The organism is Streptosporangiales bacterium (assembly GCA_009379955.1).
Classification (GTDB): domain Bacteria; phylum Actinomycetota; class Actinomycetes; order Streptosporangiales; family WHST01; genus WHST01.
This window is the reverse complement of the sequence record WHST01000037.1, coordinates 13,097-31,851: the sequence shown is the minus strand read 5'-3', so window position 1 is coordinate 31,851 and position 18,755 is coordinate 13,097. Positions and strand designations below refer to the sequence as shown.

At 71.6% G+C, this 18,755-nt stretch carries 19 protein-coding genes; 7 read left to right on the top strand and 12 right to left on the bottom strand.

Annotated features, from left to right (window positions below; genetic code table 11):
* Nucleotides 1–85 precede the first annotated feature (85 nt).
* On the top strand, nucleotides 86–2,452 hold the full coding sequence (locus GEV10_13360; GenBank protein ID MQA79445.1) for a penicillin acylase family protein: 2,367 nt from the start codon (nucleotides 86–88) through the stop codon (nucleotides 2,450–2,452).
* A gap of 20 nt (nucleotides 2,453–2,472) precedes the next feature.
* Here the strand turns inward: GEV10_13360 and GEV10_13355 are convergent, their stop codons facing one another.
* Together GEV10_13355 and GEV10_13350 are read right to left on the bottom strand one after the other, a co-directional pair.
* Complete coding sequence (locus GEV10_13355; GenBank protein ID MQA79444.1) at nucleotides 2,473–2,682, bottom strand: redoxin domain-containing protein; 210 nt, start codon at nucleotides 2,680–2,682, stop codon at nucleotides 2,473–2,475.
* Between the two features lie 24 nt (nucleotides 2,683–2,706).
* On the bottom strand, nucleotides 2,707–3,249 hold the full coding sequence (locus GEV10_13350) for a MarR family transcriptional regulator (GenBank protein ID MQA79443.1): 543 nt from the start codon (nucleotides 3,247–3,249) through the stop codon (nucleotides 2,707–2,709).
* 133 nt (nucleotides 3,250–3,382) lie between these two features.
* On the opposite strand from GEV10_13350, the gene GEV10_13345 reads away from it, so the two are divergent.
* Nucleotides 3,383–4,315 (top strand): zinc-binding dehydrogenase, encoded by a 933-nt coding sequence (locus GEV10_13345; protein MQA79442.1) that lies wholly within the window; start codon nucleotides 3,383–3,385, stop codon nucleotides 4,313–4,315.
* A 6-nt stretch (nucleotides 4,316–4,321) separates the two neighbouring features.
* Here the strand turns inward: GEV10_13345 and GEV10_13340 are convergent, their stop codons facing one another.
* Nucleotides 4,322–4,792 (bottom strand): thioredoxin-dependent thiol peroxidase, encoded by a 471-nt coding sequence (locus GEV10_13340; GenBank protein MQA79441.1) that lies wholly within the window; start codon nucleotides 4,790–4,792, stop codon nucleotides 4,322–4,324.
* A gap of 268 nt (nucleotides 4,793–5,060) precedes the next feature.
* Here GEV10_13340 and GEV10_13335 point away from each other — a divergent pair, with 268 nt between their 5' ends.
* The 3 genes from GEV10_13335 to GEV10_13325 all read left to right on the top strand — a co-directional run bounded on the left by GEV10_13335 (nucleotide 5,061) and on the right by GEV10_13325 (nucleotide 7,758).
* A complete protein-coding gene (locus GEV10_13335) occupies nucleotides 5,061–5,366 on the top strand; it encodes a DUF3618 domain-containing protein (GenBank protein MQA79440.1) in 306 nt (101 codons plus the stop codon).
* A gap of 23 nt (nucleotides 5,367–5,389) precedes the next feature.
* Nucleotides 5,390–5,749, top strand: a complete 360-nt coding sequence (locus GEV10_13330; GenBank protein MQA79439.1) for a co-chaperone GroES — start codon at nucleotides 5,390–5,392, stop codon at nucleotides 5,747–5,749.
* A gap of 98 nt (nucleotides 5,750–5,847) precedes the next feature.
* A complete protein-coding gene (locus tag GEV10_13325; protein MQA79438.1) occupies nucleotides 5,848–7,758 on the top strand; it encodes a glycosyltransferase in 1,911 nt (636 codons plus the stop codon).
* A 28-nt stretch (nucleotides 7,759–7,786) separates the two neighbouring features.
* Here the strand turns inward: GEV10_13325 and GEV10_13320 are convergent, their stop codons facing one another.
* Entirely contained in the window at nucleotides 7,787–8,521 is a 735-nt protein-coding gene (locus GEV10_13320) for a methyltransferase domain-containing protein (GenBank protein MQA79437.1), read from the bottom strand.
* Nucleotides 8,522–9,026: 505 nt separating this feature from the next.
* Here GEV10_13320 and GEV10_13315 point away from each other — a divergent pair.
* Together GEV10_13315 and GEV10_13310 are read left to right on the top strand one after the other, a co-directional pair.
* Nucleotides 9,027–9,668 carry a hypothetical protein gene (locus tag GEV10_13315; GenBank protein MQA79436.1) on the top strand — a complete coding sequence of 214 codons (642 nt, stop codon included), beginning with the start codon at nucleotides 9,027–9,029 and terminating at the stop codon, nucleotides 9,666–9,668.
* Nucleotides 9,665–10,207, top strand: coding sequence for an OmpA family protein (locus GEV10_13310; protein ID MQA79435.1), 543 nt, complete (start codon nucleotides 9,665–9,667; stop codon nucleotides 10,205–10,207). Before GEV10_13315 ends, GEV10_13310 begins: the two co-directional genes overlap by 4 nt.
* Here the strand turns inward: GEV10_13310 and GEV10_13305 are convergent.
* Genes GEV10_13305 through pucL form a run of 8 tightly spaced genes read right to left on the bottom strand, consistent with a single transcriptional unit; the run spans nucleotide 10,195 to nucleotide 18,755 of the window.
* Entirely contained in the window at nucleotides 10,195–11,232 is a 1,038-nt protein-coding gene (locus GEV10_13305) for an allantoicase (GenBank protein ID MQA79434.1), read from the bottom strand. The two genes, GEV10_13310 and GEV10_13305, sit on opposite strands and share 13 nt — an antisense overlap.
* On the bottom strand, nucleotides 11,229–12,548 hold the full coding sequence (gene allB, locus GEV10_13300; GenBank protein MQA79433.1) for an allantoinase AllB: 1,320 nt from the start codon (nucleotides 12,546–12,548) through the stop codon (nucleotides 11,229–11,231). Before allB ends, GEV10_13305 begins: the two co-directional genes overlap by 4 nt.
* Complete coding sequence (locus GEV10_13295) at nucleotides 12,541–12,927, bottom strand: gamma-glutamylcyclotransferase (GenBank protein MQA79432.1); 387 nt, start codon at nucleotides 12,925–12,927, stop codon at nucleotides 12,541–12,543. The genes allB and GEV10_13295 overlap by 8 nt, the downstream gene beginning before the upstream one ends.
* A gap of 15 nt (nucleotides 12,928–12,942) precedes the next feature.
* Nucleotides 12,943–15,228, bottom strand: coding sequence for a xanthine dehydrogenase subunit D (gene pucD / locus GEV10_13290; GenBank protein ID MQA79431.1), 2,286 nt, complete (start codon nucleotides 15,226–15,228; stop codon nucleotides 12,943–12,945).
* A complete protein-coding gene (locus GEV10_13285) occupies nucleotides 15,225–16,601 on the bottom strand; it encodes an 8-oxoguanine deaminase (GenBank protein MQA79430.1) in 1,377 nt (458 codons plus the stop codon). Before GEV10_13285 ends, pucD begins: the two co-directional genes overlap by 4 nt.
* Nucleotides 16,598–17,062 carry a 2Fe-2S iron-sulfur cluster binding domain-containing protein gene (locus GEV10_13280; GenBank protein MQA79429.1) on the bottom strand — a complete coding sequence of 155 codons (465 nt, stop codon included), beginning with the start codon at nucleotides 17,060–17,062 and terminating at the stop codon, nucleotides 16,598–16,600. Before GEV10_13280 ends, GEV10_13285 begins: the two co-directional genes overlap by 4 nt.
* Complete coding sequence (locus GEV10_13275; protein MQA79428.1) at nucleotides 17,053–17,931, bottom strand: xanthine dehydrogenase family protein subunit M; 879 nt, start codon at nucleotides 17,929–17,931, stop codon at nucleotides 17,053–17,055. Before GEV10_13275 ends, GEV10_13280 begins: the two co-directional genes overlap by 10 nt.
* Nucleotides 17,928–18,755 (bottom strand): urate oxidase, encoded by an 828-nt coding sequence (gene pucL, locus GEV10_13270; protein MQA79427.1) that lies wholly within the window; start codon nucleotides 18,753–18,755, stop codon nucleotides 17,928–17,930. The genes GEV10_13275 and pucL overlap by 4 nt, the downstream gene beginning before the upstream one ends.

Sequence of the window (18,755 nt, the reverse complement as noted above, 5' to 3'; positions counted from 1 at the left end):
GACCAGGTGTATACACAGTGCCAACTGCCGCGGGCAGTCCTGCGACAGCGAACGCACCGGGGGTGGGCCCTGTCGAGGAGTCACCATGCGCCGTCGATCCCGTCTCGGTCTGCGGCCAGCCGTGCTCTGTGCCGCCTTCACGGTCGTCGCCCTCACCGTCCCCGCCGCCGCCGGCACCGCGGGGACGGCGTTCGCGGGGCCCGGCGGGAGCACCACCCACCGCATCGAGGGACTCGACCAGCGCGTGGAGATCGCCATCGACGACTGGGGCGTGCCGCACCTATTCGCCAAGACCACCGACGACGCCTTCCTGGCCCAGGGCTTCAACGCCGCGCGGGACAGGCTGTTCCAGATCGACCTCTGGCACCGGCGCGGACTCGGCCGGCTGGCCGAGGCGTTCGGTCCCGAGTACGTCGAGCAGGACCGGGCGACGAGGCTCTTCCTGTACCGCGGCGACATGGACGCCGAGTGGGACTCGTACGGGACGGACTCCAAGCGGATCGCTACCCGCTTCACGACCGGCGTGAACGCGTACATCGACTGGGTGAAGCGCAACCCGGAGGCGCTGCCGCAGGAGTTCCGGATGCTCGACTACCTGCCCGACAGGTGGCAGCCGGAGGACGTCGTCAGGATCCGCACCCACGCGCTGGTGTCCGGCCTGAGCGGTGAGGTCGACCGGGCGAGGCTCGCGTGCGCGGGCGGGCTCGACATCGACCCGCTGCGCAAGTGGCTGCAGCCCGCGCACCGGGTCGAGGTGCCGGACGGCGCCGATACCTGCCTGCCCGACGACCTGCTCGACGTCTACGACCTCGCGACGCAGCCGGTCGAGTTCACCGGTGACGCCGAGCGCCCGCTGGCGCGCCGGCCAGCCGCCGACGGTGCCGAGGAGGGCAGCAACAACTGGACGATCACCGGGGATCGGACGACGACGGGACGGCCGATCCTGGCCAACGACCCGCACCGCAACCACCAGGCGCCCTCGCTGCGCTACATCTCGCACCTGTCGGCCCCGGGCATGAACGTGATCGGCGGAGGTGAGCCGGCGCTGCCCGGCATCTCCATCGGGCACAACGAGTCGATCGCCTTCGGCCTCACCGTCTTCGGCATCGACGCCCAGGACCTCTACGTCTACGACCTCGACGACGCGAACGCGCGCTACCGGTACAAGGGCGGCTGGGAGGACCTGACGACGGAGCGCGAGCGGGTCGCCGTCCGCGACGGGGCGAGCAGGACCGTCGAGCTGCAGTACACCCGACACGGCCCCGTGATCTATGTCGATGAGGCGAAGCACAAGGCGTATGCGGTGCGCAGCACCTGGTCGCAGCCGGGGACCTCGGCCTACTTCGCCAGCATCGGCTACATGCGCGCCGACGGCTGGGACGGCTTCCTCGACGCGATGGCGCGCTGGGGCGCGCCCGGCGAGAACCTCGTCTACGCCGACGTCGACGGCAACATCGGCTGGAAGCCCGGCGGCCTCGCCCCGCGCCGCACCGGCTACGACGGACTGCTCCCGGTGCCGGGCGACGGCCGGTACGAGTGGGACGGGTTCATCCCGAGCGAGGACCTGCCGGAGGTGTTCAACCCGCGCGAGGGCTTCTTCGCCACCGCCAACCAGTACAACCTGCCACCGGGCACCTCCCCTGCGAACGTGACGGCGTACGAGTGGTCCGGCCCCGACCGGCACCAGCGGATCGTGTCGGTGCTCGCCAAGGACCGCGACCACTCGCTGAGGGAGTCGGGCCGGCTGCAGAACGACGTCGTCAGCCCGCGGGCCCAGGCGCTGCTGCGGCTGATCCGGCCGCTGCACTCCACCGACCCGACCGAGGCGTTGGCACTGCGGTTCATGTCGCGCTGGAACGGCTCCGAGCACCTCGGCTCGCGCCAGGCCACCCTGTTCGAGGGGTACTGGGAGGCCCGGCTCGACACAGCGGTACGCGACGCCCTCGTCCCCGCGGAGCGGCGCGACCTGATCGAGACCGTCGACTGGCTCGTGATCATGGACGTGCTCGAGCATCCGCGCAGGTGGCTCGGCGCCGGTGCGGTCGCGGAGCGCGACAAGATCCTGCGGTCGACCCTGCGTGAGTCCTACGCCGCGGCGGCCCGCGAGCTGGGGTCGGACACCGCGGCGTGGGGCTACCGGGGCAACTCGCGCACGATGCCGCACCCGCTCGGTGAGCGCGAGCCGTCGTTCGACGTCGGGCCCTACGCGATCCCCGGGTCGAGCACCACGCCGATCGCGAGCGGCAACGCGTCGTACCGCCAGGTCATCGACGTCGGCAGGTGGGACAGGTCGCTGGCGATCAACACGCCGGGCCAGTCCGGCGAGCCGGGCGACGAGCACTACCGCGACCTGGTCGAGATGTGGTCCAAGGGCAGGTACTTCCCGCTGCTCTACAGCAGGGCGGCGGTCGACCGGCACACCGAGCAGCGGATCGTGCTCGTCCCTGCGTGAGGGGGAGGACGCCCGGTGGGTCAGGCGGCGGTGAGGTCGCGCAGTAGCCGGGCGACGTGGCCGGTGGCCTTGACGCCGTACATCGCCTGCTCGACCCTGCCGTCCTCGCCGACGACGACGGTGGTGCGGATGACGCCGACGACGGTCTTGCCGTAGTTCTGCTTCTCGCCGTACGCGCCGTAGGCCTGCAGCACGGCCTTGTCGGGGTCGGGGAGCAGTGGGAACGTCAGCTTCTCCGCGTCGCGGAACGCGCACTACGTCGCGGCACGTGGGGTGGGGCTGGGGCGGCGTTTGCGGGGGGCGGCGGAGCGGGGTGGCTGGGTGCGCATGTGGTCGCGTACGCGGGTCATGATGTCGCCGAGGCGCTGCAGGTCGTCGTCGGAAAGGGGTTCGATCAGCAGCCGGCGGACGACCTGGATGTGGCCGGGCAGGATGCGGCCGACGAGGGCGAGGCCGTCGTCGGTGATGGTGACCAGGGTGGCGCGCTGGTCGTCGGGGCTGGGGTCGCGAGTGATGAGGCCGGCCCGCTCCAGCAGGCCGGCTTGGTAGGTCAGGCCGCTGCGGCTGTAGACGACGCCGTCGGCCAGAGACGTCATCGTCAGTTGGCCGTCGGCGGCCGCGAGGCGGGTCAGGACCTGGAACTGCACAGAGCTGAGGTCGCCCTCGGCGCGTAGGTGTTGTTCGACGTGGTGCTGGAGCAGGCTGACGGCCTCCATGAGCGCGAAGTAGGCGCCCAGCTGCCGGGGATCGAGCGCCTGGTCGCCCTTGGCGCCGGTGTCGGCGTGGAGGCCGGTCATTCAGCCACCGTACATGTGCGAATTCAAAGCACTGTGACGAGCGCCACGCTCCCGAGACATGTGCTTCGAAGTCGAAGAAGATTAGGATCGTCCTTGTACTTCGATTTCGAAGCAATCGAGAAAGGGAGAGATCATGAAGGCTGTGCGGTATCACTCCTACGGCGACAGCGACGTCCTGGTGTACGAGGAGGCGGAGCGGCCGGTGGCGGATCCCGGGCAGGTGGTGGTGCAGGTGGCCGGCACCTCGTTCAACATGCTGGACGTCGCGATCCGCGTGGGCATCCTGCGACAGACGGCCCCGGTGACCTTCCCGCACGTCCCGAACTGCGATCTGGCAGGCGTCATCACCGAGATCGGCGAGGGCGTGAGTGGCTGGAGCGTAGGGGACGCCGTGGTGGCGTTCCTGCCGGCGACCGCGCCCGGCGCGGCCGCCGAGTACGTCGCCGCACCCGCGGAGGTGCTGGCCGCCGCTCCCCGCACGGTCGAGCTGGCCGACGCAGCGGCACTGCCCTTGGTCGGGCTGACGGCCTGGCAGTCGCTGTTCGAGCACGCCGACCTGACGGTGGGGCAGAGCGTCCTGATCAACGGTGCGGGCGGTGGGGTGGGCGGGTACGCGGTCCAGCTCGCCGCGCGGGCCGGTGCCACCGTGGCCGCGACCGCCGGCCCGCGCAGTCGCGACCGCGTCCGCTCCGCTGGCGCGGACCGGATCGTCGACTACACCGCTACCCCCGTCCCGGAGTCGCTGGACGGTCAGCAGTTCGACGTGGTGCTGCACCTGGTGCGCAACAGCCCGGAGGAGACCGCACAGCTGTTGGGCCTGGTCGCCGACGGCGGAACCTTCGTCAGCACCACCACGCCCGGCCCGGACGATGCCGGGCGAGGGGTGCGAACGGAGCAGGTCCTCGTGCGCAACGACGCCGCCCAGCTCGCCGAGCTGGTCACCCGCGTCGACGCCGGCGACCTGACGATCGATGTGGCCGAACGGCGGCCGCTGGCCGACCTGGCCGCCGTCCACGACCAAGCCGTTATCGGACAGCTGGCCGGTAAGACGGTCCTGATCCCCTGACCTGGGTCAGGCGGCCAGATCGCGCAGCAGCCGGGCGACGTGACCGGTGGCCTTGACGCCGTACATCGCCTGCTCGACCCTGCCGTCCTCGCCGACGACGACGGTGGTGCGGATGACGCCGACGACGGTCTTGCCGTAGTTCTGCTTCTCGCCGTATGCGCCGTAGGCCTGCAGCACGGCCTTGTCGGGGTCGGCGAGCAGCGGGAACGTCAGCTTCTCCGCGTCGCGGAACTCGGCGAGCCGCTCCGGCTGGTCGGGGGAGATGCCGAGGACGGCGTAGCCGGCGCCCTCGAGCTCGCTCAGGTTGTCGCGGAAGTCGCAGGCCTGGGTCGTGCAGCCCGGCGTCATGGCCGCCGGGTAGAAGTAGACGACGACCTTGCGGCCGGCGTAGTCAGCGAGCGAGACGTTCTCGCGGTCCTGGTTCGGCAGGGTGAAGGACGGGGCGGTGTCGCCTGGTTCCAGGCGGGAGCTGGTCATGGTCCGACCGTATCGCCAGCACTCGGCGGGGTGCATTGGTGCTGGCCAGGGCGTTCCTGGATACTAGGCCGTGTCTGCTCATGACTGTCCGGGCTACGCGACGCCCATGGCGGCCACTGGCGGCGTTGTCGGAGCTCGCAAGTATGCCCAGTACGAGCTCGTCCTCCGCCGCCGCCATTGACCGCCCTGGACGCCGCTCGCCTCGAACGCCATGAGCAGACACGGCCTAGCCCGACGGCAATCGACGGTGGACACGGAGGGGTAGCACGTGAGCGACGCCCCGGGAAGCCCCAGCGAGCTCGAGCGTCAGATCGAGCGGGCGCGCACCGACCTCGCACGTTCGGTCGACGCGATCGTCGACAGGGTGCACCCGAAGCGGGTCCTCGAGCGCGGCATGGGTCGGCTGAAGCAGCGCGTCGGCGGCGCGACCGCGCAGCTCGAGGCCGCGGCCGACCATGACCCCCACGGTACGCACGACGGCGGTCCCGTCGTACGCAAGGAGTACCTCATCGCCGCCGCGGCCGTGGTCGTGGTCGGCACCGCCGCGATCATCGTCTGGCGTCGGCGCAGGTAGCGACAGCGGGTACGGTTCATCACGTGAGTCCTGCGTCTTCTGCCGCCCGTTCCTCGCTGGAGGAGGGCCTGCCCATCCGGTTGCTGCACGACCGGGTCCTCGTCCACGTCGACACCGCCGACGGCGAGCGCCGGTCGGCCAGCGGTCTCGTCATCCCCGCGACCGCGAGCATGGGCAAGCGCCTCGCCTGGGCAGAGGCCGTCGCCGTCGGCAACAACGTGCGCACGGTCAAGGTCGGCGACCACGTGCTGTTCGACCCCGAGGAGCCCGCCGAGGTCGAGGTCCGCGGCGTCAACTACGTGCTGCTGCGCGAGCGCGACATCCACGCCGTCGCCGCCGAGCGCCTCGAGGATGCCGGCGGCAGCACCGGCCTCTACCTCTAGGGCGTCCCGCCCCGTCACGAGTGGAGTCCACGTGGGATCCACCGGCGCCCCTGACGGGCCCCGCGGCGGTTACTTCGCGTTCATGTCGGTGACCTGGTGTGTTCGTCGCGCGCGTCTACGCTCCCGGACATCGGGTCGTGCTGTCGCAAAGACCGCCGGCGGCAGCTGGCACACAGGGAGGTGGATCGGTGTCCGGGGTCGCAGATCCGGTCACCGCGCCCGTCGTGACGGTGGTCGTCATCGTCTACAACGACGCCGCACGGTTGCCGACGGCCATCCGCTCGGTCCTCGACCAGTCGCTGCGCGGGGTGGAGATCGTCGTGGTCGACGACGCGAGCACCGACGGGTCGGCGAGGGTCGCGCGCCGGATCGCGGCGCGGCATTCCGACCGGGTGCGCGTGATCGAGCTCGAGCGGAACTCCGGCGGGTGCAGCACGCCGCGCAACACCGGTATCGAGAACGCCCGCGGTGCGTACGTCATGTTCCTCGACAGCGACGACACCATCGAGCGGCACGCATGCGCCGTGCTGTACGCCCGGGCGCGCGAGACGGGCGCCGACTTCGTCTCCGGACGCTGCGTGCGGGTGCAGGTCGACGACAGCGGCGTGGAGAGCCAGTGGTGTCCCAAGCTGTTCGAGGAACCGGGCATCTACGAGGCCGTCCGCGACGACCCCGACCTGCTCAACGACACGCTCTCCACCAACAAGATCTACCGGCGTGACTTCCTCGACCGCGTGTCGCTGCGGTTCGCCGAAGGTCTGCACTACGAGGACCTGCTCTTCAGCGCGCAGGCGTACCTCGAGGCGCGCAGGATCGCGACGATCCCCGACCGGGTCTACAACTGGACGATCGTCAGGCGCAGCACGAAGAAGTCGATCACCGGGCGCCGGTCGGAGCTGCAGAACTTCATCGACCGGGTCGAGGTGCACCGCCGCGTCGACCAGTTCCTGCTGAGCAGGGGGGCCTGGGACCTCAAGCTCCACAAGGACGTGAAGTTCATCAACCACGACCTGCAGCTGTACGTCTCCGACCTCCGGCTGCGCGGCGCGGAGTACCGCAGGGAGTTCCTCGCCGTCGCGCAGCGGTACCTGACCGAGCTCGACCCGTCCGCCTTCGAGGAGTGCAAGCCGGTCCACGGGATCATGGCGTACCTGCTGCTCGTCGGTGACACCGAGCGCGCCATCGTCGCATCCGACTTCGCCGGCAGGAAGGGACGCAGGGGTCGCCTGCTCACCGACCTCGTCCGCGAGGACGGCCGCGTCTACTGGTGCGGCGAGTACCTCGACACCGACCTCGGCCGCGCGCAGCTCGACGTGACGGAACTCGGGCTGCACGACGTGCCCCTCGACGAGATCGAGCTCGGCAACGAGCTGCGCCTGATGGCGCTCACCGACGGCCGCGTCTACCTCGCCGGCGAGGTGGTCAACCCGCTCGGGCGGATCGAGGCGAGCGGGCTCACCGGCGCACTCGAGCTGTTCGACATGCGGCACCGCCACCGGAACGTGCGCATCCCCGTCGACGTGTGCCACGGACCCAGGCGCGTCGCCTGGAGCATCGACGCCGACGTGACCGGCCTCGTGCGGCCGTTCGGCATCGTCGATCCCTCCTGGGGTCTGCGCCTCTGGTTGGACTCCGGGACCCAGCGCATCGCGACGCGCGTCACCGCCGACCGCCAGTACGCAGGCGCCGAGCTGCCGGCACGCCCGCGGATCGGACGCGGGGTGGGCGACCACTTCGAGACGCGGCTGACCGAGGGCGGCCTGCTCGGCCTGCGGGTCGTCGCCAGGGGAGCGGTCAGCAGGACGACGACCGGCGTCGGACGCCGTGTCGTCGGCACCCGCACCGGGCGGCGGCTGTTCACCGGGATCGTCGCCACCGAGCGCCGTCTCATGGCGCTGCTGCGTCCTTCCCGCGGCGGCAACGGCACGTCGCGTCCGGAGAAGTCGGCGCCGGAGTCGCCCGCGAGGTCAGAGCCTCACGGCGCGGCGACGAGCACCGTGCGGCTCTGACCGTCTTCTCGCCCCTGCGCCGTCCTCGTCAGTTCGTGGCCTTGCGCGCGACGATCGCGACGTAGGGCAGCTCGTCGCCGCTCACGGAGAGCCGGTGGACGTACGTCTGCTCGGAGCACACCTGCAGCCGGCCGTCGGCGATCATGTCGCGGATGAGGGCGGCGAAGCCACCCTCCTCGACGTTCTCGAGGAACGCGTCCTTGATGTTGAAGGCGACCCAGCCACCCGGCTCGACGAGGTCGTACGCCGCCTGGAACGCGGACGGCGGGATGTCGCCGAAGCCGAGCGCGGCGACGCACGTCATGCAGGTGATGGTGCGCGCCTGCAGGTCGCGTTCGGCGTCGTCGGGAAGCGCGCGGATGTCGCCCACGTAGTACGTCTCGTAGACCCGCGGACGGTCGCGTCGCGCGGCCTGGGCGGCCTCCTCGATGATGTCGGCGGCGACGAGTGACCCGGCGCCGAGCTTGCGCAGCTCCTCGCCCACCATGCCGTTGCCCGCGCCGAGGTCGAGGACGTGCAGGTCGGCGACCGACTCGCCCGCCTTCTTGACCTGTTCCACCAGCGACGACGCGATGATCTGCGGCGACGAGCACTTGAGCAGCTCGCTGAAGAGCTGCTCGTACAGACCGGGGACGGTGTAGATCTCGTGGTAGTCGTGGAAGCGGATGCGCCGCTCACGCCCGTCCTCGACGACGAGGCAGTACTCCTCGTCCTGACTCAGTCCCTGCTCCGTGCTGGGAAGACGTACGGACAATCCGGGCATCGGTCGTTCTCCTCAATCGTGGGGGATGAACGGTCTCGGTGGCCCGACCGCCGGCCGGTTTCGTCGACCGGACGGGTGTCCGGCCTACGCGAGCGACATGTGAATACCCGTGGAAACGGCGTCAGCCTGCGGCGGCACGTGTTCGGGCGCGACCAGTAGCGACGCTAACGACCACGCAGGTCGTGCCAGCGCGTCGATGGACTCGGCGAGGCCTTGCGGACTTCTCGCACCGACCTGAGGAGCCGAGCGCCTGACCGCGGTGTGGTGAGTCGATCAGGCTGCATGACGTATATCTTAGCGAGTGCCGCCCGCTCCGACGTCACCCTGCGTGATACCCGCAGGCCACCGTTCGAACGGCCGGTCGGCAAGCGCGCCGCTGTCACCGCTGGTGACATAGCGGACACGGCTGTCGTCGGCGGACCCCCGAACCGACGCGCCGCCACGCGCATCGCAGCCCGCGTCACGACCGAACGGTCGTCGAAGTCGAAGTGGAGGTCAGGTGCTCATGAGATGGTCACGGGGATCGCGAGGAGGCCGCGGCGTCGCCGCGGCGTTCGGGCTCGCCGTCGTGGGGTTCGTGCTCGCGGGTTGTACGGGGTTGCCGACTGCCGAGCCGAGCGAGGGAGCGTCGCAGGGCTCGAAGTCGAAGGCGCCGGGCAAGGCGATGACATTCGACCTCGTTGCCGACCAGGGCGGCACGGTGACCGTCGACGTGCCCGCGGAGCCGATCGCGTCGGCGCCCACGAGCACGGAGGGTCTGACGATCGAGCTGTACGCGGTGCAGCGGTCGGACAACGTCGTGAACGTCGTGGTGGCTGCGCACAACACGGGAAAGACCACCATCCCTCTCCAGGACGTGACGACGAATCTCGACGAGAGCCCGAGTGCTCTCGAGCACGACGCCAGCAACATCGCGCTCCTCGATGCCAAGGGTCTGAAGGAGTACCGCACCTTCCGCGAAGACGGGGAGGACGGCCCCTGCCTGTGCAGCAAGACGCACGACATCGGAGATAACGAGGAGGACGACTTCGCGCCCGGCGAGCGACGCCACTACGTCAGTCAGGTCGCGGCGCCGCCGGCAGACGTCACCAAGGTGACGGTGCTCGCCGGTCTCGGGTCCTTCCCCGACGTCACGATCGAAGGATGACGCGGATGCGAACCCTTCACCGTGCAGGGGTGGTCGCGGCGCTCGCGGTCGTGGTCGCCGGCGGGCTCCCGTCTGTGGCTGCGGCTGCGGCCCTGCCACCACCTCGGGTGATCGAGTTGAAGCCGCGGGTGATCGACCTCGAGCCGCGTGTCAGGGACGTCAAGCCGAAGGTGAAGAAGAACGTGTACACGGTCGACGCGGATGTGCTGTTCGCGTTCGACAGCGCGAAGCTCTCGCCGGACGCGACCGACGTGCTCGGCGATGTCGTCAGCACCCTGCGGTCGAAGAGCGCGAAGTCGGCGACCGTGGTCGGCTACACCGACTCGGTCGGGTCCACGTCGTACAACAAGCGGCTGTCCGCGCAGCGGGCGAAGGCGGTCAGTGACCACCTGGAGTCCAAGGTCGGCGGTTCGGCGACGTTCAAGGCGGTCGGGCGTGGCGAGAGCGACCCCGTCGCCGAGAACAAGAAGTCGGATGGTTCGGACAATCCAGCGGGCCGACGGCTGAACCGGCGGGTCACGATCACCTACGTGACTTGACCAGCGGCCGTGTCCGGCCAGCGTCGTCGCAGCATCCTCTCGTACGCGTCCTGGGTCAGGCTGCCGAAGCAGCGCAGCCTGGCCAGGCCGCCGTCCGGGTACACATCGAGCGTCACGTGCGTGACGGGACCCGACGGTGGGAGGACGAACCGATGTGGGGTGTCAGGCTGCAGCCGGGTCTCTGGCAGCAGGTCGGACCACGTGGCGCCGGCACCGGGATCGACCCCGTCGTCCACGTCGACGCCGCGCAGGGCGGCCGATCCCGGTGCGTTGCCGACGAAGTGCGTCGTGTCGATCTCGACCACGCGGACCTCCCCGCGGCCGGCGAGACGCAGCAGCACCCAGTCGTTGCCGTCGTCGCGGCGTCGCGCGGTCTCCCAGCCGTCGCCCATCACCGCGGCCTGTCCCGGCATGATCAGGTTGTCCGGCCGCGAGTAGAAGCGGTTCGACGCGTCGACGACGCGGCCGCCGTTGACGAGGGCGACGAGGTCGAGCGGGAGGTCGGCGAACGCGCGCGGATCGGGCACCGGCTCGCCGTGCACGCGCAGCCGGGCGACACCGCCGTCGGGGTAGACGGACAGCCGGACATGCGTGTAGGGCCCGGAACCGTTGGCAGTGAACGCATTGCGCACGTCGCCGGCGAGTGACGACCGGTCGACGATGGTCGTCCAGGTGGCACGTTCGAGCTCCGCGGGTGACGGGTAGCCGTCGACGGTGCAGGCCTCGACCGAGCACTCGGGCGGGAAGTTGCCGCGGAAGAACGCCGTGTCGACGACCACCCCATGCACGATTCCTGGCACGCCGAGCCGCACGATCGCCCAGTCGTGTCCCGACGTACGGCGCCTGCGGGTCTCCCAGCCGTCGTACACCTGGCCCTTGGCGCCGAAGGTGCGCGGGTGGTGGACGGGCTCCTCGGTACGGACGAGGTTCTCCTTGTCGGCGAACAGGTCGTCGTTCGCGGCGACGACCCCGCCGCCGACGGCGCGCACCGCGAGGTCGGGCAGTGTGGTGAAGTCCTCGATCATGCCGCCTCCCGGCTCAGCAACCGACCGCCAGGTCGGTGGTCGCAACGACGCCCGCGCACCCACGTGTCGAGCACGGCACCCGTCACCTGTCGGCCGGCGTAGGGCGTGAGTGGGTGCCTGTGGTGCAGCGTCGCGGGATCGACCACCCACTCCGCGTCCGGGGCGAACGCGACGAGGTCGGCGTCGCACCCGGCGGCGATGCGTCCCTTGTGGCGCAGGCCGGCGAGCGTGGCCGGTCCCGCCGCCATCCAACGCGCGACGTCACCGAGGCCGTGGCCGCGCGCGCGTGCCTGCGTCCACACCACCGGCAGGCCGAGCTGGACGGACGCGATGCCGCCCCACGCCGACGCGAACCCGCCGCGCTTGAGAGCGGGCGGGCACGGCGAGTGGTCCGACACGACACAGTCGATCGTGCCGTCCGCCAGTGCCTCCCACAACACCTCGCGGTTGGCGCCGGGACGGATCGGCGGGCAGCACTTGAAGACGGTGGCGTCGTCGCGGACGTCCTCGGCGGCGAGCGTCAGGTAGTGCGGGCACGTCTCGGCCGTGAGGCGTACGCCATCCGCACGCGCGGACGCGACCTCCGCGACGGCCTCGGCCGCCGACAGGTGCAGCACGTGGGCGCGGGCGCCCGTCGCCGCGACGAGCTCCGCGAGCCGTGCGACCGCCCGGGTCTCCGCGGCGACGGGACGCGACGCGAGGAAGCCTGCGTACGCCTTCCCGTGCACGGCGGGTGCGGCGGCGAGCGTGGCGGAGTCCTCGGCGTGGACGATCAGGAGGCCGTCGAACGCGGCGAGCTCCGCGAGCGCGGCGCGCACCTCGTCCCACGACAATGGCGGGAACTCCGGTACGCCCGAGTCGGTGGTGAAGCACTTGAAGCCGAGCGCGCCCGCGTCGTGCAGCGCGTGCAGCCGGCCGAGGTTCGCCGGCACGGCGCCGCCCCAGAAGCCGACGTCGACGTGCGCACGTCCCCGTGCCGCGTCGCGCTTGGCGTCGAGCGAGGCCGGGTCGAGCGTCGGCGGCAACGAGTTGAGCGGCATGTCGACGATCGTGGTGACACCGCCCGCGGCGGCGGCTCGCGTCGCGGACGCATAGCCCTCCCACTCCGTACGGCCTGGCTCGTTGACGTGGACGTGAGAGTCGACGAGGCCGGGGAGGAGCGCGTGGCCGCCGAGGTCGACGACCTCGGCGGCGTCGACCGCCGCGTCGTGGGCGAGCACGCCGGTGATGCGTCCGTCCGACACGGTCACCGTCGCGGCGCGCTCACCGTCGGGCAGGACCGCGTGGGTGGACCTGATCGCCAGCTCGTCACCCATGCGCGTCCTGGTACGCACGCCAGCTGCCAAGCTCCGAGATGTCGACGAGCGCGGGATCGCCGCGGTACGCCTTGCGCAGCACCATCGCCAGGGACGGCGCGCCGTCGTCGAGCTCGATGACGCCGAGCTCGAGCTCCGCCGGCTCGACGGGCAGCAGGGAGTCGCGGAGCACGTCGAGGGGCAGGTCGTAGACCTCGCCGGCGACCCGGTGGCCCTCCTCGCCGTCGGCCGCGCGCACCATCGCGGGGTACTCGCCGCGCACGGCGTAGAAGCGGTAGTGCGGTGCCGACCACGTCCGTGCCACCAGAGGTGCGCCACCCAACATCGGGTGCAGTGGTCCGTCCGCCATGCCGCCGCCGTTGAGGAACATGTGCACCACGAAGGCCTCCAGGCTCTACGTCACGAGGTGGTCTGGTCGTACCGGCACCCTGCGCAACGCCCGACCCGTCGCCGCGCGGATCGCCGCCACCACCGCGGGCGTGGACGACAGCGTGGCCGGCTCGCCGACGCCGCGCAGGCCGTACGGGGCGTTCGGGTCGGGATGCTCGAGGATCGCCAGCCGCATCGGCGGCATGTCGAGGATCGTCGGGATCAGGTAGTCGGTGAACGACGGGTTCCTGACCAGGCCGCCGTCGAGGACCATCTCCTCGAGCACGGCGAGGCCGAGTCCCTGCGCCGTACCGCCGTGGATCTGGCCCTCGACCGCGGTGCGGTTGACGACCCTGCCGACGTCCTCGACGGCGGCGAGCTCGACGACCTTGACCAGGCCGAGCTCGGTGTCGACGTCGACGACCGCGCGGTGTGCGCAGAGCGCGAGTTGCACGTGGGTGTCGCCCTGCCCGGTGACCGGGTCCATCGGCTTGGTCGCCCGGTGCCGGTACACCTCGGTCACGTCGATCGGACCGTCACCCACGACCCGGGCGAGCGGCACGGGCGCGGGCAGCGCGGAGGAGACGGCGCCTCCGTTCAAGAGAACGAGGTCGTCCGGCGCGATCCCGAGGCGCGCGGCGATCTCGTCGCGGATCCGAGCGCACGCCGCACGCATCGCGCCCGCGGTCATGTACGACTGCCGCGAGGCCGACGACGAGCCCGCGGAGCCGACGTTCGTGTCGGCGGGGTCGAGGACGACGCGGGAGACGCCGAGCTCCGTGCGTGCGATCTGCGCCTGCACCGTCACGAGCCCCTGGCCCACTTCGGCGGCGGCGCTGTGGACGCGGACGACGGGTTCGCCGTCGACGACCTCGAGCCGTAGGTGTGCGGTCGAGTAGTCGTCGAAACCCTCGGAGAAGCAGAGGTTCTTGATGCCGACGCCGTACCCGACGCCGCGGATCACACCCTCGCCGTGCGTCGTGTTGGCGACTCCGCCCGGCAGGGACCGCAGGTCGGCATCGCTCTCCGCACGCGCCGTCGGCATTGGCATCGCGTCGAGCTCGCGCAGGATCTCGGCGAGTGGAGCGGGCGAGTCGAGCACCTGACCGGTGGCGAGCCGCGAGCCCTCGTGCACGGCGTTGCGCACCCTGATCTCGACCGGGTCGAGACCGACCGCCGCCGCGAGCGCATCCATCTGCGACTCGTACGCGAAGCACGCCTGCACGGCACCGAACCCGCGCATCGCCCCGCACGGCGGGTTGTTGGTGTAGACGCCGTACGCGTCGATGGCGACGTGCGGCACCTCGTACGGGCCGACGCCGAGCGACGCCGCGTTGCCGACGACGGCGCGCGTGGTCGCGGCGTACGCGCCGCCGTCGAGGACGATCTCGGCCTTCACGTACACGAGCCGGCCGTCGGCGTCGGCGCCGTGCTCGTACCGGAGCGTCGCCGGGTGCCGGTGCACGTGACCGTAGAACGACTCCTCGCGGTTGTACGCCATGCGCACCGGCCGGCCCGTACGGAGCGCGAGCAGGCAGGCGTGTACCTGCATCGACAGGTCCTCGCGCCCGCCGAACGCGCCGCCGACGCCGGCGAGCGTCATGCGCACCTTGTCCTCGGGCAGCCCGAGGCACGGCGCGACCTGGGCGAGGTCGACGTGCAGCCACTGCGTCGCCACGTGCAGGTCGACGCCGCCGTCGTCCGCCGGGATCGCGAGTCCCGCCTCGGGACCGAGGAACGCCTGGTCCTGCATGCCGACGTGGTACGTGTGCGCGACGACGACGTCGGCCGTCGCCACCTCGGGGTTGCCGACGCGTACGGGCTGGTGGCGCACCACGTTGCCCTCGGCGTGCACCCGCGGGCAGTCGCGGTCGAACGCCGCGCGCACCGCGTCGGTGACCGGCTCGAGCACCTCGTAGGCGATCTCGATCAGCGCGAGCGCGCGGCGCGCGGTCTCCGGATGCTCGGCGGCGACGATCGCGACGGGTTCGCCGTGGAAGCGGACGACGTCGATCGCCAGCACCGGCTGGTCCCTGTCGTCCTGGCCGTGGTGCTTGGCACCGGGCACGTCGGCGTGGGTCAGCACCGCGTGCACACCGGGGAGCGCGGACGCCGCGCGTACGTCGAGGCGCAGGATCCGCGCGTACGGATGCGGGCTGCGCAGCGTGGCGCCCCAGAGCATCCCGGGCGCGGTGAGGTCGGACGCGTACGGGAACGCGCCGTCCACCTTGAGTCGGCCGTCGGGACGGACGGGGTCGTCCCCGACCCCGCCGGGGGTCGTGGCGAGGAGCTCCGCCGCCGGTGGTGTCACGGCGAAGCCGCCGTGAGTCGACGGTGGGCCGCGCGGGCGTCGCGGGCGAGTACGCCGGCGTCTGCGGTGCGCAGCTCACCGTCCTCGACGACCGGACGTCCGCCGACCGCGAGCAGCCGCAACGGCGCCGGCGGGCCGAGCACCAACGCGGTCACCGGGTCGGCGATGTCGGCGTGGCCCAGGCCGTCGAGCCGCCACAGCGCGACGTCGGCGAGCTTGCCGACCTCGAGCGAGCCGATCTCGTCGCCCCGGCCGAGTACGCGCGCGCCGCCGATGGTGCCGAGCGCGAGCGCGTCGCGTGCGGACATCGCGGTGGGGCCGCCGCGCAGCCGCGCGGTGTAGAGCGCCTGCCGCAGCTCCTCGACGAGCATGCCGGCCTCCTGCGACGCCGCCCCGTCGACGCCGAGACCGACGTCGACGCCTGCGTCGAGCAGTGCGCGTACCGGCGCCATGCCGGTGCCGAGCCGCGCGTTGGAGCTCGGGCAGTGCGCGACACCGGTGCCGGTCACGGCGAGCCGTCCGATGCCGGCCTCGTCGAGGTGCACGGTGTGGGCGAGCCAGACGTCGGGACCGAGCCAGCCGAGCGAGTCGACGTACTCGACCGGGTCGCGACCGAACGTCGCGCGGCAGAACTCGATCTCGTCCCTCGTCTCGGCGAGGTGGGTGTGCATGCGCACGCCTTCACTCCGCGCGAGCTCGGCCGACCGCTTCATCAGGTCCGTGCTGACCGAGAACGGCGAGCAGGGCGCGACCGCGATCCTCGTCATCGAGTCGAACGACGGGTCGTGGTGACGTGCGATCGCGTCGGCGGTCGCGGCGAGGACCGCGTCGACGTCCTCGACGACGTGGTCGGGCGGCAGCCCGCCGTCGGACTCGCCGAGGTCCATCGAGCCGCGCGTGGGCTGGAACCGTAACCCGATCTCGGACGCCGCCTCGATCTCCGTCGCGAGCAGGTCGCCGCCGCCTCGCGGGAAGACGTAGTGGTGGTCGGTGCTCGTCGTGCAGCCCGAGAGAGCGAGCCAGCCCAGCCCGGCGCGCGCGGCGGCGCGCACGTCGTCGACGCCGATCCGCGCCCACACGGGGTAGAGCGCGACGAGCCAGTCGAACAGCGTGTGGTCGGTCGCGAGACCGCGTGTCGCCCACTGGTAGAGGTGGTGGTGGGTGTTGACGAGTCCGGGCGTGGCGAGGCAGCCGGATCCGTCGACGCGCGTGGTCGGCACGTCGTCGTCGTACGCCGGCGCCGGTCCTGCGCCGACGGCGGCGATCCGGCCGTCGAGCGCGACCACGTGGCCGCCGGCGTGCTCGGTGCCCCCGGCGTCGACGGTCGCGATCGCCGCGTTCTCGACGACGAGCCGCGACGTGGAGCTGCTCATGCGCGCCTCCGTTCGGCAGCCAGGCGTACGGCGTCGAGGATCTTCTCGTACCCAGTGCAGCGGCACAGGTTGCCGGCGAGCGCCTCACGGATATCGGGGTCGGTGGGGTCGGCGTCGCGGTCGAGCAGCGCGTGGGTGCTGACGACGAGTCCCGGCGTGCAGAACCCGCACTGCACGGCCCCGGCCTCGACGAACGCGGCCTTGACGGCGTCGCCGTCGCCGTCCGTCAGGCCCTCGACCGTGCGTACGCGGTGTCCCTCCGCCTGACCGGCGGCGACGAGGCACGAGCAGACCAGCGTGTCGTCGAGGTAGATCGAGCAGGAGCCGCACTCGCCCTGCTCGCAGGCGTTCTTGGAGCCGGTGAGGCCGAGCCGCTCGCGCAGCATCGACAACAGGCTCTCGCCGGGCCAGACGTCGTCGGCCACCCTGGCCTCGTCGTTGACGGTGAGGGTCACGCGCATCGGTACTCCTGCCACGCCCAGCGAAGGCACCGCCTGGCCAGCACCGCGAGCGCGAGCCGCCGGTACGCCGCCGTGCCCCTGACATCGTCGATCGGCCGTGCCGCCGCCGCGACCAGCTCGCCGAACCTCGTCGCGAGGCGTACGTCGATGTCGTCGCGCGACTCCCACGGGAGCTCGGCGGCGGCGAGCTCCTGCGCCTGGGGAGCGCGCAGCGGCGTCGGTCCCGCCGAGCCGATGCCGGTGCCCACGGTGCGGGCCGACGTGTCGAGGGCGAGCGCGAACGAGCAGACCGCGATGACCATGGCGTTACGGGTGCCGATCTTCGCGAACTGCTGCGGCCCCCGCTTCCGTGGCACGAGTACCGCGGTCACCAGCTCGTCCGCCGCGAGGGCGGTGCGCTTCACGCCGGTGAAGAACTCCGCCACCGGGACGAGCCGCGTGCCGCGCACACCTGCGACCTCCACGTCGGCGCCGGTCGCGAGCAGCGGCGGGTGGCAGTCGCCCGCGGGAGACGCCGCACCGAGGTTGCCGCCGACGGTGCCCCTGTTGCGGATCTGCGGCGACCCGACGGTGCGTGCGGCCAGGGCGAGGCCCGGCAGCTCGTCCGCGAGCTCATGGACGATCCTGGTGTACGTGACGGCGGCGCCGACGCGGACCCGATCGCCGTCGCGCTCCCACGTACGGAGCTCGGCGACCTCGGACAGGTCGAGCAGCACCGCCGGCCGGCGTACGTCGAAGTTCAGCTCGACCATGATGTCGGTGCCGCCGGTGATCGGTGCGGCGTCGGGATGCGCCGCCTTCGCCGCGAGCGCCTCGGCGAGCGTCGTCGGTCGCAGGAAGACGGGAGTGTCCAGCGCGGTGGTCGTCATGTCCGCTTCACCGTCCCCTCGATGAGGCCGTACGGACGGTCCGCGGCGTGGAAGACCTCGCCGGGGTTGTCCCTGCCGAACGGCGCCAGGTCGACGAGGAAGTGGTGCCGGTTCGGCAGTGCGAGCAACACCTCGGCGACCGCGGGCACGCGGTCGAGCACGCGCTCGCCCATGGCGTAGAGCGTCTGCTGCAGCGCCAGCGAGTAGGTGTCCGCGAACGCGGAGACGAGCCCCTCGCGAGCCGCCGTGTACGCCTCGGCGAGGTCTCCCGACGTGTCGGCGTACCGCCACGTCGCCGTCACGGCCGTCGCGAGGATGCGGTCGGTGGTCGGCTCGAGCGTCGTGTACTCGTCGACGGCGAAGCCGGTGAACTCCGAGTCGGTCGAGTTGAGCAGCAGCAGGTCGCGCAGGCCCGCCCACACCGAGACGGTCGACCCGTCGTACGACACCTCGGCGGTACGGACCTCGCCGCCCTCGCCGCGGCTGAACGAGTGCGGGCCGACGCGTTCCCACGGATGCCGGCGCAGCCGCACCCGTGCGGTGTGGATCGGCGGCTGGGTGTCGACGAAGTGACGCGCCAGCCGTTCACCGAACGACTCGATGCCTCCGACGCCGTCGCGCGCGAGCGCGTACACCGTGTTCTTCATCGTGTCGGTCGGTAGCACGTGGGCGTTGTCGCCGTGCAGGTGGCTGTCCTCGAGGTCGCCGCCGAGCGCGACGTCGACATCGAGATCGGTGATCTCGTGACGGGGGGAGTCCCGGTCGATCCTGACGACGCGTACCTCGGCCTTGCCGTAGCTGCTGGCACCGAGCGTGGCGCCCAT